Annotated in this window: 9 protein-coding genes and 2 pseudogenes; 6 read left to right on the top strand and 5 right to left on the bottom strand. The window is 70.0% G+C overall.

Translation table 11 applies throughout. The annotated features are described in order from the left end of the window. Positions 1-170 precede the first annotated feature (170 nt). From ALLO2_RS00705 to ALLO2_RS00690, 4 genes are all read right to left on the bottom strand, one after another. Complete coding sequence (locus ALLO2_RS00705) at positions 171-1,328, bottom strand: hypothetical protein (RefSeq protein WP_011438878.1); 1,158 nt, start codon at positions 1,326-1,328, stop codon at positions 171-173. After that, complete coding sequence (locus ALLO2_RS00700) at positions 1,321-3,210, bottom strand: glycosyltransferase family 87 protein (protein WP_035729029.1); 1,890 nt, start codon at positions 3,208-3,210, stop codon at positions 1,321-1,323. Before ALLO2_RS00700 ends, ALLO2_RS00705 begins: the two co-directional genes overlap by 8 nt. Positions 3,211-3,257: 47 nt before the next feature. Beyond that, the gene (locus ALLO2_RS00695; protein WP_035729306.1) at positions 3,258-6,455 is read right to left on the bottom strand and encodes a transglycosylase domain-containing protein; all 3,198 of its coding nucleotides are present in this window, start codon (positions 6,453-6,455) and stop codon (positions 3,258-3,260) included. A gap of 353 nt (positions 6,456-6,808) precedes the next feature. Continuing rightward, on the bottom strand, positions 6,809-7,216 hold the full coding sequence (locus ALLO2_RS00690; protein ID WP_035729304.1) for a DUF5318 family protein: 408 nt from the start codon (positions 7,214-7,216) through the stop codon (positions 6,809-6,811). A 452-nt stretch (positions 7,217-7,668) separates the two neighbouring features. Between ALLO2_RS00690 and ALLO2_RS00685 the strand changes: the two are divergent. The 3 genes and pseudogenes from ALLO2_RS00685 (at position 7,669) to ALLO2_RS00675 (ending at position 11,226) form a co-directional block, all read left to right on the top strand. After that, positions 7,669-8,487: pseudogene (locus tag ALLO2_RS00685) on the top strand (PadR family transcriptional regulator). 116 nt (positions 8,488-8,603) lie between these two features. Next, a complete protein-coding gene (locus ALLO2_RS00680) occupies positions 8,604-9,677 on the top strand; it encodes an inositol-3-phosphate synthase (protein WP_035729027.1) in 1,074 nt (357 codons plus the stop codon). Between the two features lie 160 nt (positions 9,678-9,837). Next, on the top strand, positions 9,838-11,226 hold the full coding sequence (locus ALLO2_RS00675; RefSeq protein ID WP_011438884.1) for an MFS transporter: 1,389 nt from the start codon (positions 9,838-9,840) through the stop codon (positions 11,224-11,226). Here the strand turns inward: ALLO2_RS00675 and ALLO2_RS00670 are convergent. Beyond that, the gene (locus tag ALLO2_RS00670) at positions 11,207-12,715 is read right to left on the bottom strand and encodes a CCA tRNA nucleotidyltransferase (protein ID WP_011438885.1); all 1,509 of its coding nucleotides are present in this window, start codon (positions 12,713-12,715) and stop codon (positions 11,207-11,209) included. The genes ALLO2_RS00675 and ALLO2_RS00670 overlap by 20 nt on opposite strands. A gap of 185 nt (positions 12,716-12,900) precedes the next feature. On the opposite strand from ALLO2_RS00670, the gene ALLO2_RS25255 reads away from it, so the two are divergent. The 3 genes and pseudogenes from ALLO2_RS25255 to ALLO2_RS26830 all read left to right on the top strand — a co-directional run. After that, a complete protein-coding gene (locus ALLO2_RS25255; RefSeq protein ID WP_023839965.1) occupies positions 12,901-13,050 on the top strand; it encodes a hypothetical protein in 150 nt (49 codons plus the stop codon). A gap of 87 nt (positions 13,051-13,137) precedes the next feature. Then, complete coding sequence (locus tag ALLO2_RS00665; RefSeq protein ID WP_035729301.1) at positions 13,138-15,792, top strand: DUF6049 family protein; 2,655 nt, start codon at positions 13,138-13,140, stop codon at positions 15,790-15,792. Continuing rightward, positions 15,789-16,234: pseudogene (locus tag ALLO2_RS26830) on the top strand (murein biosynthesis integral membrane protein MurJ); the annotation flags it as partial. The gene ALLO2_RS00665 and the pseudogene ALLO2_RS26830, both read left to right, overlap by 4 nt.

Here is a 16,234-nt window from a genome sequence, read left to right as displayed (position 1 = left end):
CGGCCCCCGATGCCAGGGGCCCCCGCATTGCGCCGAAGGCGCCCGAAGGCTCCCGAAGGCTCCCGAAGGCTCCCCCAGGAACCTCGCCGAAGGCGAGGCGACGGAAACCCCGCACGGCCCCCGATGCCAGGGGCCCCCGCATTGCGCCGAAGGCGCCATGCGGGGAAAGGCTAGTCCACCCACTGTCCCTGCGTGAAGGCGACGACCAGGGCTGCCATGATCGGCGTACCGGTACATAGATATACCGACTGTACCCAGCTCTGCCGCGCGGCGGCTCGCGCGAGCATCAGATACAACGGAAAGGCCACTAAAATTCCACGGATTCCCGATGCATAATAATTCGTGCAGGCCATTATCACGGTCATCACGCCGAGGAAGGTCGCCTCACCCCACCGTCTCCCGGCCAGCAGGATGATGGTCAGCAGTACCCCGACGACCACCGCGAGCAGTTCCCCGCGCCAGAACCAGACGAAGGTCGACGCACCGTTGCCATCCGTGGCCGATGCCCAGGTGGCGGTCCAGCCCGACCAGGGCCAGTCGAGGCCTCGGTGCCAGCCGTCCCGCATCGCGTCCGTGTAGGAGCCCCAGCCCCCGGTGCGAATCCTGAGATAGCCCAGGTAGGCGAGGACGGGGATGGGTGGAAGCCCCAACGACAACGCCGGCCGGGCGAACACCGGGAGGCCGGCGGAGCGCCGGCTCGCGACGTACTGCACGGCCAACGCGACCCCGAAGGGAATACCACTGATCCTGGCGGATGCCGCCCCGGCGCCCAGCAGGCCGGCCAACCACCAGCGGCTGCGACGTGCCGCCAGCCAGGACGCCGTCGCGAACCCCAGGAAGATGCCCTCCGAATAGGCGGCGAACAGGAACACCGCGTAGGGGAAGCAGATGAGGCTGAGGACGGCGAACCGCGCCGCGGACTTGCCGACCTCGTCCGCGGCCAACCGCCACAGCGCGGCGACCGCGACCGCACCGGCGAGGAACGACACGACCAGACCCGCGACAATCCAGTCCGGAACGACAATATGGACGATCCGCATCGCGATCGGGAGGCCGGGAAAGTCGACTTCTGTCCGGTCCGAGTAGGCGGGGGAGAGATAACCGTACCGGGCGACCTTCGTGAACAGGCCGACATCCCACCGGTCCCAGAGCGTGCGCAGGCCGGGAGCGTTTCGCGCCGGCGCCGAGGTAAGGACCCGCGCGGCGGCGAGCGCCAGCAGGGCGACCGCGACCCGGCTCCCGAACCAGATCGGCAGCGTGGCCCGGACCGGCTCCGGCAGCCGGGCCCAGGCCGCTCGGACCATCCCCGGCCCGATCGGATCATGCACCGCCGGACCCGGCCCCGTCGGCACTGCCGGCGCCCGGGCCTCCGGCCGGCTCGCCGGTGGCCGCCGCCGTAACCCACGCCGGCCGGCCGCCGCGGACATCGGGGGCATGGTCCAGCACCCCGCCCGCAGGGTCGTCAACGGCGTCCGGATCGCCGACGGCAGCGGAGCCGACCGCGACACGCGGATCACCCGGGTACGCCATTCCGCCGGTCCGCACGATGTCGGTATGCGGATGCAGGATCTCCCGGACGACGAATCCGGCCAGGACGAGCAGCACCAGGTCGCGCAGGGCCACCGCGCCGACGAACCATCCCCGGTCGATGCCGTGACGACCCTGCGTGTCGTTGTAGATGAAGTGCATGAATCGGGTGAACAGCACCCACGCCTCGCAGACCTGCCACAGCAGGAACAGCCTCCATCGGGGCCGAGCCAGTGCCGCCAGCGGTAGCAGCCAGATCGTGTACTGGGGTGAGAAGACCTTGTTGGTCAGCAGGAAGGCGACGACGAGCAGGAACAGCACCTGCGGCAGACGGGGCCGGCGCGGTGCGAGCCAGGTGAGTAACCCGATGGCGACCACCGAGACCAGCAGGGCCGCCCCAGTGATGATGTTCAACGTGGAGATGGGCAGGCCGTTGTTCCGCAAGCCCTGCAGGATCATCGGGAGGGCGACGACGATCGTCACCCAGCCGGCCGCGGCCGCCGCGATGACCAGCCGGCGCGCATCGGGCCGATGATGGATCGCGGCCGCGGCCACCGCGACGAGGACGACGGCAGTGAGCGCGGAGACCACCAGGTGCAGTGCTCCGAACCAGGCCGGGTCGTAGCGGCCGGCAAGCCAGGTCGCGCCGAACGCCAGCGAGTCCCAGTCGGCGCCGCGGTCGGAGTTCAGATCGAAGAACCGGGCGATGGCGTTGCGGGCCCCGTCCGGACCACCACCGACCAGCCGGATCCAGTCACCACCTCGCCAGAAGGTCGACCAGATGCTGTCGCCGACGCGGGCGTTCTCCGCGTTGAAGTAGCCGGCGGTCAGCCATAGCGGGACGATGACCACCAGCACCGTCACCGCCGCCGCGCAGACGGTCCGGGCCAGNTCGCGCAGCCTCCCGGCCCGGAGGCAGAGAAAGGCCAACCCTAGCAGGAACAGGGCCGGATAGAGCTTCGTGAGGATGCCGAGTCCGATTAGCATCCCGGCGAGCTTCGGAGCCCGTCTGGACCAGGCAAGCAGGCCGCCCGCCGCGAACGCCACCGCGATGATGTCCCAGTTCGTCAGCAGATGCAGCACGAGGGTCGGCGCCAGCGCGAACAGAGCGGCGTCCCAGATCCGCCTCGATCCGGCCGCCAGCGCGGTGCAGCACACCGCGACCGAGGCCACGATCAGGAACAGCAGGGCGGTGAGGTCGTAGAAGACGGCCGACCGCATGTCCATCGTGTAATGGTCGAAGACGCGCTCGCCGTTCTCCTCCCGGTAGACCGCCCGCGGTCCGTTCGCGAGACCGGCCGGCCAGGCGACGAGCTGCATGGTGGCGCCGATCAACGGCGGATATTCCGTCGGGTAGTCCAGATAGGGGATCTTCCCGTCGACCAGCCCCTCCTGGCTGTACAACGCGACGATGTCGGAGTAGCACAACGCCGTGTACTGGTGCTCATGCGTCCAGTTCCGGGTGTCCCGGCAACTGATCTTCTGGGTGTAGCCGAGGACCCCGGCCACGATGACCATTGCCATCAGCACCCGCAGCGGGGTCAGCCAACCACGCCGGTCGGGCACGGCCGCGTGCTCACCCGGCGGCCCACCGATGAGCTGGCTTGCCCCCGCGACGACCGGGTCCTCCCGGGCCGGGCTGACGCGGACGGGGGACGCCGGGGACATGGCCATGCCCGTCATTCTCGCCCCATGACAGCCCATGACCAGCACTGAACTCGACCTCCCGGTCAGTTGAACGGGTCGGAGAAGATCCCCGTCTGTCGAGCCGGCCGGCCCGCCTGGCCGGCNCCCTGCTGCTGACCACCGCCGTTGCCGTTGCCACTGGGGTTCAGGAGATCGCCCAGGTTGACGCCGGTATCGCCGGGCTGGCTCGATGAGGCGCTCGGCGCCGGGGTGGGTGTGGGAGTCGGCTCGGGCTCGTTATCCTGCACGAGGCCACCGAAGGCCGGCGGATCGAACTTCGACGGCGGCACCCCCGTCAGCGCGGCGTCCATGAACGCCTTCCACACCTTGGCCGGGTAGGTACCCCCGTAGACGCCCTTCTCGGCGCCGGGAATGCCCTTCAGCACATCCTGCTCGGTGCCCTTGCCCCGGAACATGTTCACGCAGGACGCGAGTTCCCTGGTGTACCCGCAGAACCAGGCCGACCGGAAGTTGGTCGACGTCCCGGTCTTGCCGGCGGCCTCCCGCCCGCCGTCCAGCCGGGCCCGCTTTCCGGTGCCACTCGAATCCGTCAACACGCTCTGCAGGGCGTACGTGGCGTCGCGGGCCACCGTGGCCGGGATGACCTGCTTCACATCCGGGGTACCCGAATAGATCACCTGCCCGTTGCCGTCGACCACCTTGTCCACGATGTGCGGTGTGGCCCGCACTCCGGCGCCGGCGAGGGTCGCGTAGACCGTGGTCATATCCACCGCGTGCACGTCGTCCTGGCCCAGCGTGATACCCGCTTCGTTGCGAAGCTGGGTGCTGGCCGGGATGCCAAGGTCGCGCGCGGTCTTGATGATGTTCGAGACGCCGATGTTCTGCCCCAGCGGTACGTACACCGTGTTGATGGAGCCCGCCGTCGCCTCGATGAGGTTCTTGTATCCGAGATCGCCCGCCTCACCCTCGTCGTTGCTGACCACGTAATTCCCCGGCAGTGTGATCTTGGCGGGAGCGGCGAAGGTCGACTTGAGGTTGATGTTCTGACGCAACGCGGCGACCAGAGTGATCGTCTTGAAGGTGGAGGCGGACTGCACCTGCGCCCCTGACACGTTGTCGACGTACTGCTCGTGGCCCTGTGCGTCCTTGCCGTAGAGCGACCCGCCGTACCAGGCGAGGATCCTGCCGGTCCCGGGTTCTATCGCGGTGAGCCCGGTACGCAGATCCGGCACGGCGGCGTACGCCGGGCCCAGCACGTCGCTCACCGCCTGGAAGGCCTTGAACTGCCGCCCCTTGTCGATCGTGGTCGTGATGCGCAGTCCACCGCGGTTGATCTGATCCTCGGTGATCTTCCCGACGGTCGTAAGCTCACGTTTGACCTGATCGCGGATGTACGCGATCTGGTCGGACGAGGCGGCGGCGTCCTGCGCCTTCGCGGCCACGGGTGGGGGGCTCTGCTGGGCGAGCCCCGGCGGAGCCCAGCCCTCGGCGACCATCGTCGCGACCACGTCGTGCCAGCGGTTCGCCGCCGGACCCGGGTTCTTGGCCGGGTCGAGGTAGTTGGGTGATCGGATCAGGCCCGCGATGACCGCCCCCTGGGCGGGGGTGAGTTTGGCGGCCGAGGTGTTGAAGTAGGCTTTCGCCGCNGCTTCGATACCNTAGGCGCCCCGGCCGAAGTAGATCGTATTCAGGTAGAACTCCAGGATCTGTCCCTTGGAGTACTTCTGGCCCAGCTTCACCGCGAGCACGATCTCGCGCATCTTGCGGGTGAAGGTCCGCTCCTGCGACAGGTACGCGTTCTTGGCGTACTGCTGGGTGATGGTCGAACCNCCCTGCAGCTCCCCGCCGGTGACGTTCACGTAGAGCGCCCGGGCAATGCCCTTGGGAGAGATACCGGGTTCGTGATAGAAGTTCTTGTCCTCGGCCGCGAGCACCGCGTGCTGCATGTCCACGGACACTTCGGCGAGCGGCACGTCGGTGCGGTTCACGGTGCCGATCCGGGCAAGCTCCTCACCGTTGTCCTGGTGCGAGCCGGCCGGCGGTCCGTAGAAGATGATCGACGTCTGGTCCGTCTTCACCTCGGCAGGCAGCGGGACCCGGGTCGCCGCGTAGATGACGCCGATGCCGGCGGCGAACAGGAGAAGACCGGAGAAGAAGCTGGCGAAGACCAGACGGCGCAGCCAGCGCGGGCGCCGTCGCCACCACATCGGGCCGTGTCGCCCCTGGCCCGGCCGGGGGGCCTTCCCGTTGCGGCGCCCGGGTCCTCCCGCCCCGCCCGGGACACCCATCTCCGCCCGGGAGGATCGGCCCGGGCCGGCCCGGCCTGGACCGGGCCGGCCTGGACCGGTCCGGCGGGGCTCGATCCGATCCGCGCCCGGTCGCCCACCCGCCATCCGGCGGGTAGCGGCCGATCCGTCTCCCTCCCGTGCCCGGCTCCGGACGGCCATCAGTTCGGTGGCGCGGGTGAGGTCGCGCCGACCGGCCACCCGCTGAGCGGGCGTCACCTCGGTCATGCGGTCGCGGTCCGACACACCGTTGCGGCGGCCATTCCGGGAGTCCCGCTCCGGCATCACCTTGTGGTAAACGGTGGCGTCCACGGTGCGTTCCCGGACATCGACCCGTCGTAGGGCTTCCTGGTCGACGGTGTCGTACAGGGTGTTGACCTCGCCGGCTGTCCGGTCTGCCGGTTGGTCCGGCCCACGATCGGGGACGCCGCGGTCAGAGGCGGTCCGATCGGAGAACCCACGGCCGGGAACCCNCCGGGTGGGGGTCGCCCGACCGGAGGGCGCGCCGCCGCCTCGGCGACGACCGGTCGCCTCGCCGACGGGCATGCCGGGACGAGCGCTGGACGGTTCACGGCCGGGCGCGTCGGACTTCCCGATGCCACGGTCCGGCACCCACCCCCCGACGGTGGCACCGGCACCCCGACCGGTCCCACCGTCCGGCGGCGTGTTCGTCCTCGCCGCGGCGGAGGGAGCCGCGGGTGGCACGAGAGCGGTGCGTTCCCCTCTCCCGCCGGTGGGCCGGCCCGTCGGCGGCACCAGCCGGCGTCCCTGGGCCTGGCCTGCCCGGGCCTGGCCTGCCCGGGCCTGGCCTGGCTGGGCCTGGCCTGGCTGGGCCTGGCCGGGCCTGGCCTGCTCCGGCCGCCGGGCGCGGTCCGGGGGTACCCGGTCCGGGGGTACCCGGTCCGCGGGTACCCGGGACTGGCCGTCCGGGTTAGGCCATGCTCGGTCAGGTGCAGGACCACCCCGACTAGAGCCCTGATCGTAGGGAGAGCTCACCAACCGCTCCATCCGTCGCCGCGGGACTCCCCGGTATCCGGACCGCCGCAGGAGACGGGCCGGCGCCCCCAACCATCACCGAAGGTCCGATTTCCACAGGATCTACAGAACCGGCCCGTCTCGGCCCGGACCGTGCACGATCCCGGCGACCACCGGTCCACCATCGGACCGGGGCCGACTACGTGATGTTCGCTCACTCGCCGCATTCACCCGGCGAGGCTGTGACGAGGTCAGCCCATGGCGGATGCGACGCCAGGACCTGCCATGAGACCCACATGGCAGACCAGGGTCTCACGCCGAATTCCGCCCCCTCGCGCAGGGCGTCCTTTGCGCCTCTCGGGGACGACCAGCCGTCAGCGGTCCGCGGTCCGCCGCCGGATCTGCTTCTTCGCNCTCGGCTNCCCCGTCCCGATCACATAAGAAGTGACCAGGTGGTTCCAGCCACAGGGCGGACACACCTCCACCACATAGATCCGCAGCTCGCTGTACCTCGACGCGAGCGCGGGGAGCTCCCTGGTGGTGCGAACCCGCCCGGAGCTCTCTCCGAGCTCGTCGCCGTAGGCGTAGGTGACATGGATGAGCGGATCGCCGCCTCGGCAGACCGGGCATCGCTTCGTGGTCCGCTCACCGTGGTACCTGGCCGCCCGCAGCAGATAAGGATGCGCGTCGCAGACATCCAACGACGAGATCCTGCCCGCGAAGAGATCCGCCAGCGTCGCCCGGCGGGCGAGCGCGTAGTCGATGACCGACCGCGGACGCATGCCAGCAACGGTACGCCGGAGCCGGCTTCCAGACAGACGGTCCGCACAGACGGTCCGCACAGCCGCCAAACCGGTCTCCCAGCTCCACATCCCGACTGTGATCCGGATGACAGTGTGAGCCCGCCCGCACCGGGATCTGGCCGCGCGGGACCGATGGTCCGGCAGGGGTCGGGATGCACCGGCAGGGCGCCTATCTGTCATCTCCCGGTCGCCGACTGGTCATTCCTGGTTGCGGTGCTCGTCCCGCGACGTCTATCCTCGATGTATCGCTCCGATATGTCGAGCTGACCGTTCCGCGGGCCGTGGTCCACCACGGCCCGCGGAACGGTCGGCAGGGCATCACGGGGCATCACGGGGCATCACGGGGCATCACGGGGCATCACGGGGCATCACGGGGCATCACGGGGCATCACGGGGCATCACGGGGCATCACGGTCGAGAAGGGGTGGATCATGCTGGAGCTGGCGGTCCTCGCCCTGCTCTCCGAGAGCCCTATGCACGGCTATGAACTGCGCAAACGGCTCGCGGCGCTCCTCGGCGCGTTCCACCGGTTCAGCTACGGCTCGCTCTATCCCTGTCTGCGTCGTCTCGCGTCCGCCGGCTACGTCACCGCGGACGACGTCGGCGCCGCGAGCCGTCTCGGCGGGCGCAGTCGGGNCGTCTACACCTTNANNGNCNNGGGCAAGGAGAAGCTCGCGGACCTGCTGGGCGAGGGCGGACCGTCGTCCTGGGAAGACGAGATGTTCGGCGTGCGCTTCGCCTTCTTCTCGAAGACGGACGCCGCTGTCCGCCTCCGCATCCTCGAAGGTCGCCGCGGGCGGCTCGAGGAGCGCCGGGAGAAGGNTCGATCGGCCCTGACCCGGACCGTCGAGCGTTTCGACTCCTACACACTCGAGTTGCAGCGCCACGGCCTGGAATCGGTCGAACGTGAGGTCCGCTGGCTGAACGAGCTGATCGAGACCGAACGCGCCGGCACCCCCGTCGGCACCCAGGGACCACAGTTGTCCACAGGATCCACAGGTTTGCCCACAACCCCGTCCACAGGATCCGTGCAGCCGGGGGTACCCGTCGTCGAACCAGCCCGCCCAAGCGGGCCGGGAAGCCCTCCGGCGCAGGCGGACCGCCAGGACGACCCGCGCGCACGGGATAGCGGCACGCCTGCCGACGGCGACGCGCACCTGAACGTGAACGTGAACAGGCGTGGCCGGAGCAGGCGGGCCCCGCGGACAGCCGGCCAGGACCCCGACGGCGAGGTCCCGACCACCCGATGAACGTCATCCCGTAGCGGGTCCCTGTTCCCGACCAGCATGATCGGGAATGCCGCGGCGGAGCTGCGTGCCCCATATGACCCACTTCCACGAAGATCTCAGCTAAGGAGCAGACCATCATGGGCTCGGTACGTGTCGCCATTGTCGGCGTAGGCAACTGCGCTGTCTCGCTGGTCCAGGGGATCGAGTACTACCGCGATGCCGACCCGTCAGCCCGGGTCCCCGGGCTGATGCACGTGCGGCTGGGCGAGTACCACGTCTCGGACCTGACATTCGTCGCCGCGTTCGACGTGGACGCGAAGAAAGTCGGCCGCGACCTCTCCGAGGCCATCGCCGCCAGCGAGAACAACACCATCAAGATCGCGGACGTCCCCCCACTCGGGGTCACCGTCGGCCGCGGCCACACCCTCGACGGCCTCGGCCGCTACTNCCGGGAGACCATCGAGGAGTCGGACGAACCGCCGGTTGACGTCGTCGCAACCCTGCGGGAGACCCGTGCCGACGTACTCGTCTGCTACCTGCCGGTCGGCTCCGAGGACGCCGCGAAGTTCTACGCCCAGTGCGCCATCGACGCCGGCGTCGCCTTCATCAACTGCCTGCCGGTGTTCATTGCCGGGGTGCCCGAGTGGGCGGAGAAGTTCCGCGCGGCAGGCGTGCCGATCGTCGGCGACGACATCAAGTCACAGGTCGGCGCGACCATCACCCACCGGGTTCTGGCGAAGCTCTTCGAGGACCGCGGCGTGATCCTGGATCGGACCATGCAGCTCAACGTCGGCGGCAACATGGACTTCAAGAACATGTTGGAACGCGAGCGGCTGGAGTCCAAGAAGATCTCCAAGACGCAGGCCGTGACCTCCCAAGTCTCCCACGACCNCGGCAAGGACAACGTGCACATCGGGCCGTCGGACTACGTCGCCTGGCTGGACGACCGCAAGTGGGCCTATGTCCGCCTCGAGGGACGTGCCTTCGGCGACGTGCCGCTGAACCTCGAGTACAAGCTTGAGGTATGGGACTCCCCCAACAGCGCCGGGGTGGTCATCGACGCGGTGCGCTGCGCCAAGATCGCACTCGACCGGGGCATCGGCGGCCCGGTCCTCTCCGCCTCCTCCTACTTCATGAAGTCCCCGCCGGAGCAGTNCCGCGACAACGAGGCCCGGGACCGGGTGGAGGCGTTCATCCGCGACGAGGGCTGATCGAGGGCTGATTCCTCGTCGTCCTCATCTTTCTCGTCGGGTCCTCCTCGTCGGATCGGCCGGCCAGCGGACCCGGTCGGAAACACAAGGTCCGGCCGCCCGGAGGGGGGCGGCCGGACCTTGTGCCCCGAGCCGACCAGTCTGGTCCTAGGCTGACGACGTGGCCCGGGCGGAGAACCTTCGTGAGCTGCTGCACGATCGTGGGTTCCGGATGCTCTACGCGTCCAGGCTCACCTCCCAGGCCGCCGACGGCGTCTTCCAGGCGAGCCTCGTCAGCTATGTGCTGTTCTCTCCCGAACGGGCGACCTCAGCGGCGGCCCTGGCCGCGTCGCTCGCGATCGTTGTGCTGCCGTTCAGCGTCATCGGACCCTTCGCCGGCATCGTGCTCGATCGCGTGTCCCGCCAGCGGGTTCTGGTGGTCTGCTCACTCGTCCGGATGCTGTTGATGGGCATCCTGGTCGCTCTGATCGCCACCGGCCAGACGGGCCTCGACTTCTACGCGGTGGCACTGGCTTCGGTGAGCATGAACCGCTTCGTGCTGGCGGCGCTGTCCGCCGGGCTCCCGGTCGTGGTCGGCCTCGACCGGCTTGTCACGGCGAACGCCTTGTCCGTCACCTCCGGCACCGTCGCGACGCTCGCCGGAGCCGGTGTCGGCAGCGGACTGCGCGGGCTGATCGGCGGCGAGGACGGGGCGGTGGCGTTCGTCGCCGCTCTGGCGGCTCTCACCTACCTTGTAGCCGCCGCCACCGCGGCGCGGGCGGGGCGGAGCGACTTCGGTCCGCTGGAGACGATGGCCTGGCAGGGCGCCTGGGCGCAGACCACCCAGGTCGTCGCCGACATGCTCGACGGCGCCCGCTATCTGGTGAACCACGGGCCGGCCCGGCGGGCGCTCGCCGCCCTCACCACCTCGCGGGCCGCCTACGGCCTGATCCTCGTGATGACGGTGTTGCTGTATCGCAACTACTTCACCGGCTCGGAAGGCGGGCTCGCGGGACTCGCCGCCGTCGTCGCCGCCAGTGGAGCCGGCACGATCAGCGCCGCGCTCGCGACTCCCCGCGTCACGCGGCGCATGCCGAAGTCGAGCTGGATCGCCCTCGTCCTGGTACTCGGCGGGGTCGTCGAGGTCGCGCTCGGGCTACCCTTCTCCTCGACGCTGTTCATCGTCGCGGGAGCGTTGCTCGGGTTTTCCGCACAGGCCAGCAAGATCTGCGTGGACACCATCGTGCAGGAGGAGACCGACGACGCCTACCGCGGTCGCGCCTTCTCGCTCTACGACCTGCTGTTCAATGTCGCCTTCGTGGCGGCCGCGGCGGTGGCCGCCGTGGTCCTGCCGGACGAGGGCCGGTCCGTTCCGGTGGTCCTGGTAGCCGGGGCCGGCTACGCGCTCGCCGGGATCCTGTACTACCGGGCCGCCCACCGCCATCCGGAAGACCGGATCATCCGTCACATCGGCGAGCCCGGATCGGCACGACCGGCTGACCGCCCTGGCCCGGACGGTCAGCCTGGCCCGGACGGTCAGCCCAGGCCCGTCACCCCCGCCGAGGCGTGAGCTCACCGGGGACGGGCGCATCACCGGGGACGGGCACCTCGTGCTCCCGGGCCCACCGGAACAGTTCGGCCTCGGCGGCCTCCCGGCCGACGATCCCGTGCTCGAAGCGGAACTCCAGCATGTGCGACCGGGCCTGGCCCACCAACCGGGACGGTGGCAGCCCCAGCAGCACCATGATGTCGTCCCCGGAAAGCTCCGGCCGGATCGCGGCGATCTCCTCGCGCGCGGCGAGCTCGGCGATCCGCTCCTCGAGCGAGTCGTACGTCCGGGACAACGCCGCGGCCTTGCGCCGGTTGCGGGTCGTACAGTCCGAGCGGACCAGCTTGTGCAGCCGGGAGAGCTGAGGACCCGCGTCGTGCACGTAGCGGCGTACGGCGGCGTCGGTCCACTCGCCCGCCCCGTATCCGTGGAAGCGCAGGTGCAGGTAGACAAGCCGGCAGACCGCGTCAGTCACGTCCTTGGGGAAGTGCAGCGCCGCGAGCCGGCGGCGGGCCATGTCCCGGCCGACGACCTCATGGTGGTGGAAGGACACCCGCCCACCCGTCATGTGCCGGCGGGTCCGCGGCTTGCCGATGTCATGCAGCAGCGCGGCCCAGCGCAGCACCTCGTCCGGCTCCCCCGGCTCCTCCAGGGTCATCGCCTGACGCAGCACCGTCATGGTGTGGGCGTAGACGTCCTTGTGCTGGTGGTGCTCGTCGATCTCCATCCGCATGGCGGACACCTCGGGCAGCACGATGTCGGCGATCCCGACCTCGACCAACCGCTCCAGACCGGCGACCGGGTCGGGAGCCGACATGAGCTTGCGCAGTTCGTCGCGGATCCGCTCGGGGGAGACGACCGCGAGCCGATCGGCCCGCGAGCGCATCGCCGCGACCAGCTCGGGTACCGGGGTGAGGCCCAGGGCCGCCTCGAACCTGGCGGCCCGCAGGATGCGCAGNGGGTCGTCGTCGAACGACGCCTCGGGGCTTGCGGGGGTACGCAGCACGCCGCGGGCGAGATCTGCCATCCCGCCGAACAGGTCGACGAAGTCATGGCCGGGCACGGACACCGCCATCGCATTCACGGTGAAGTCCCGCCGGGACAGGTCCGCCTCCAGGCTGTCGCCGTAGGTCACGGCCGGATTGCGGGACTTCCGGTCGTACGCCTCGCTACGGTAGGTAGTGATCTCGAACCGGACACCGTGCCGAGCGAGCCCGACCGTGCCGAAGGCGATTCCGGCCTCCCAGGTCGCCTCCGCCCATCCTCGGGTGATCTCCAGAACCCGCTCGGGGCGGGCGTCCGTGGCAAAGTCGAGATCGGCCGGTACGGCCCCGGACACAGCGGATGCCGGCCTGCCGAGCAGGGCGTCCCGTACCGAACCACCGACGAGGTGAAGGAGGTAGCCGTTCGCGGTGAAGACGCGGCCAAGCTCATCGGCGGCCGGCGGCACCCTCAACAGCTCACTCACCACCCGTTCGGCCGAGTCTCGCGGATTGTCCAGACTGATCACTGACACACCTTCAGGTTACGGCCTCACCGCCGGTGATCCGGCACGTGGACCCGAAACAATGATCATGATTTCTCGGCGTCCANCCCTCGGCGTCCAACCGGGGAGGGCCTAGCGGAACCAAGCCGTAACCCCGGCGTTCCGGACAGGCGGGCCGGCTGGNCGCCGGGGGNNCGTACGATCAACCCATGCCGCCGCCGACCTCCACCACCGGTCGCGCGCCGTTGCGCCGGGCGGCGGAGTGGGTGCTGTTGACCCAGGTGACCGGCAGCCTCGCGTACGCCGATGAACGCCGCCTGATCCACGAGGTGCCCACCCTGCTGACTACGACCGCATGACCACACGACCGCATGACCACACGACCGCATCGACAGACTTCGGATGAGTGAGACAGGCTGTTCGGATGAGCGGGACAGGCTGTGACGATGCGTGAGAAGGGACCCGGGCGGCGCCGTCGTGGACCTCGTTGGGCGGCGATGCTCGCGGCGCTGGCCCTGTTCGCCGTGGCCGTGCCCGGGGTCTGCGCGGCCTCGGCTTCGGCTTCGGCCCCCGCGTCGGCCGGGGGAGTCCTCGTCGAACCGGTTACCCACCACGGTTCATCTACAAGAACACCACGATCTTCCGCATCTTCATCCACCGATAAATCGAATAATTTGCCATCTATCACTCCGGATAACACGGCAGCCAGGCCCGGTGGTTCGCCGAACCCGGTGACGATTGATCTGGATGAGGTAAGTCCCCCCACCCCGGGGGGCTCGACCATGCTCTCCGTCAGCGGCCAGCTCATCACCACGGTCGGGGAGCCGCTGGCCCACCTCTCCATGAGCCTGTGGATAGGCGCCAGGGTGACCTCACGCGGGCAGCTGGCCACCCTGACCGATGACCCGGCCACGGCGAGAACACGCAGCTACCGCCAGGTGGTCCTCGCGAACGGCGACGGCACCCAGCCGCTGGCCGCCCCGCCCACCCAGGGTGCCGCGCCCGTGCCCTTCCGGATCGCCACCGATCGCGCCGCGCTGGACCTGCCGCCGAGCCTGGGGGTGTACCCGATCCAGCTACGGATTACCGGCTCCGTCGGGGGCCGCGCCGTGGCACCGATCGGCGCGGCCTACACCTTCCTGGTCTGGGCGCCGAATCCGCAGCAGCCGAGGACGCCGATCGCAGCGGTCCTGCCGATCGCAGATCAGCCGCGCCTGCGCTCGGACGGCAGGCTGACCGACAACGCGCTCGCGGACGAGGTGAAGCCGGGCGGCCGGCTGTCCCGGCTGCTGACCGCCGCCGCGCCGCCGGTCACGCTCGCCGTCGATCCGACCCTGGTGCAGGCGCTGACCATCATGGCGCAGCCGGGCGGCTACGACTACGCCACCCCGGGCGGGCCCGTTCATGCGCAGGCGAACGCCGATGCGGCCCTTTTTCTCTCCGACATCGTGCGCTTCGCCGAGCACGGAGGCATGGTGTTCGCGCTGCCCTACGGGGATGCCGATCTGACCGCGCTCGTCCACGCCCGGAAGCTGGACACGATGAAGTACGCCGTCAAGACTGGCGAAGTTGTGCTGGCCCAACTGTTGGGGCGTGCCCCTCTACAGAAGGGCACCATCGCATACCCTGCCGACGGGTCGGCGGACGCCACCACCGTGGACGTACTGCGCCAGCTGGAGGTCGGGACCGTGATCCTCGATGACCAGCTGCTACCCCCCGCGACGAAGATCACCTATACTCCGTCAGCGACCGTCAGCCTCGCCACCTCGGCCGGACCGATCCAGGCGCTCGCGGCCGACCGCCGGCTCACCAGGATCGCAACCGCCTACACCGGGCTGCCCGACGGTCCCGACTTCGGGACGGCCCTGGCACGCCTGCGGGCCGAGCTCGGCATGATCACCGCCGAACGACCCGAGCAACGGTTCCAGGTCCTGGCGCTGCCCCGGGACTGGGATCCGCCGAGCGACTGGGCACGGTCGGTACTCGACACCCTCACCAGCGGCTACTCCATCTCGGTGGGACTCGACGCAGGTGCCGGGGGCCAGGGCCGGCCGGCCGACCGGCCGGGCCGGCTCGTCTACCCGGCCGAGGCACAGGCCCGCGAACTGCCGGCCAACTACCTCACCGCCGTCGAGGACGTCCTCGACGAGGTGCAGGCCCTGAGCCCCGTGCTGTGCCCACCCAGGCGCGGTCCCAGGTGCCAGCTGCAGCTCATCAACCCGATGAAGAACGCGCTTGTCACGGCGGCCTCCGCCGCGTGGCGGGGAGACCGCAGGGTTGACGGTGTGTCGTTGAGCCAGCAGGNGGACGGGGAGGCGTCCGCGATCCGCAACGGAATCCAGGTGGTGGCCTCCCGCAGCGTCAACCTGACGAGCAAACGTGGGCTGGTCCCGATCACCTTGGAGAACAACACCCAATACGAGGTCACTGTGGTGCTCGCCTTCTCTTCGACCAACCGGTCCCGGCTGCGCTCGCCAGCCCGGCAGACACTCCGCCTTCCCCCAGGGCAGAAGGCTCAGGTCGAGATCGGGATGGAGGCCGAAGGCGCGGGAACGTTTCCCCTCGAGATCCGCAAACTCAACCTCGACGGGCAGGCGCTGTCCAAGGAACCACCGAACCGGGTTCTCGTCCGATCCACCGTCTACGGCGCCATCGCGACCGCGATCACCATCGGTGCCATCGGCGTGCTGCTCCTGGCGGTCATCATCCGCCTGGCGCGACGGCTACGGGCCCGCCTGCGTGGGGCCGAGGACGACCTGGGTAGACCGGCGGGTCCGCACGAGGCTATGACCGGGCCGACTGCCCCGCTCTACCCGGTGAACCAGGTGAACCAGGTGAACCAGGTCGATCCGGTCGCCCCCGCCGGTCCGCTCACCCCCGCCGGTCCGCTCACCCCCGCCGCCTCGGTCTCGACCCGGCATAGTGGCGACGACGAGCGCGAAGCCGCCACCTCGACTACGACGACGCCGGTGGTACGGACGGCCGTCCGGCGCTATGACGACCAGGACCGAGACACCCTTCGCCACGGCCTCGACAGCCAGGAGGACACCGGCGACTCGGCGGCCACAGCTCCCTTCCGACGGCGACGGAGCGGCCCATGACGCCGGTCGAGGAGGAGGGCCGGCCTGGGGCCCGGCATCGCAGGGGTGCTACCGACCCCCGGCGTGATCGCGGTACCGGCGGTGGACCGTCGGACCGGGACCCACCCNATGTCGGGNACTGCGACGAGGACGGCTACCCGGCGGCCGAACGCCCGGCCCGGTTCCCCCCGGACCAGTCGTATCCCGGTTATCCCTGGCAGACCCGTCCGGAGCAGCCAGATCCGGACCGGGGACTCGCGCGCCGGCCCCGGCACTCCGAACGGGACCATCCGGAACGGGACCATCCTGTCGACCCGGACGGACGCCGTGGCGCGCCACGGTTCGACGCGCCACGGTTCGACGCGCCACGGTTCGACGCGCCACGCCATGAAGACCGGCGGCAGGGCGACCCACGGTACGACGGCGCGCGCTATGACGGCCCGCGCCACCCGGACCCGCGCCA

The organism is Frankia sp. Allo2 (assembly GCF_000733325.1).
GTDB classification, from domain to species: Bacteria; Actinomycetota; Actinomycetes; order Frankiales; family Frankiaceae; genus Frankia; species Frankia casuarinae.
The sequence above is the reverse complement of the archived record's forward strand: the minus strand, read 5'-3'. Positions and strand labels throughout refer to the sequence as shown.

Coding starts and splice junctions, on each gene's coding strand:
- ALLO2_RS25255 (WP_023839965.1), top strand. CDS start 12,901: ATGCCGCCGCCGACCTCCACCACCGGTCGCGCGCCGTTGCGCCGGGCG.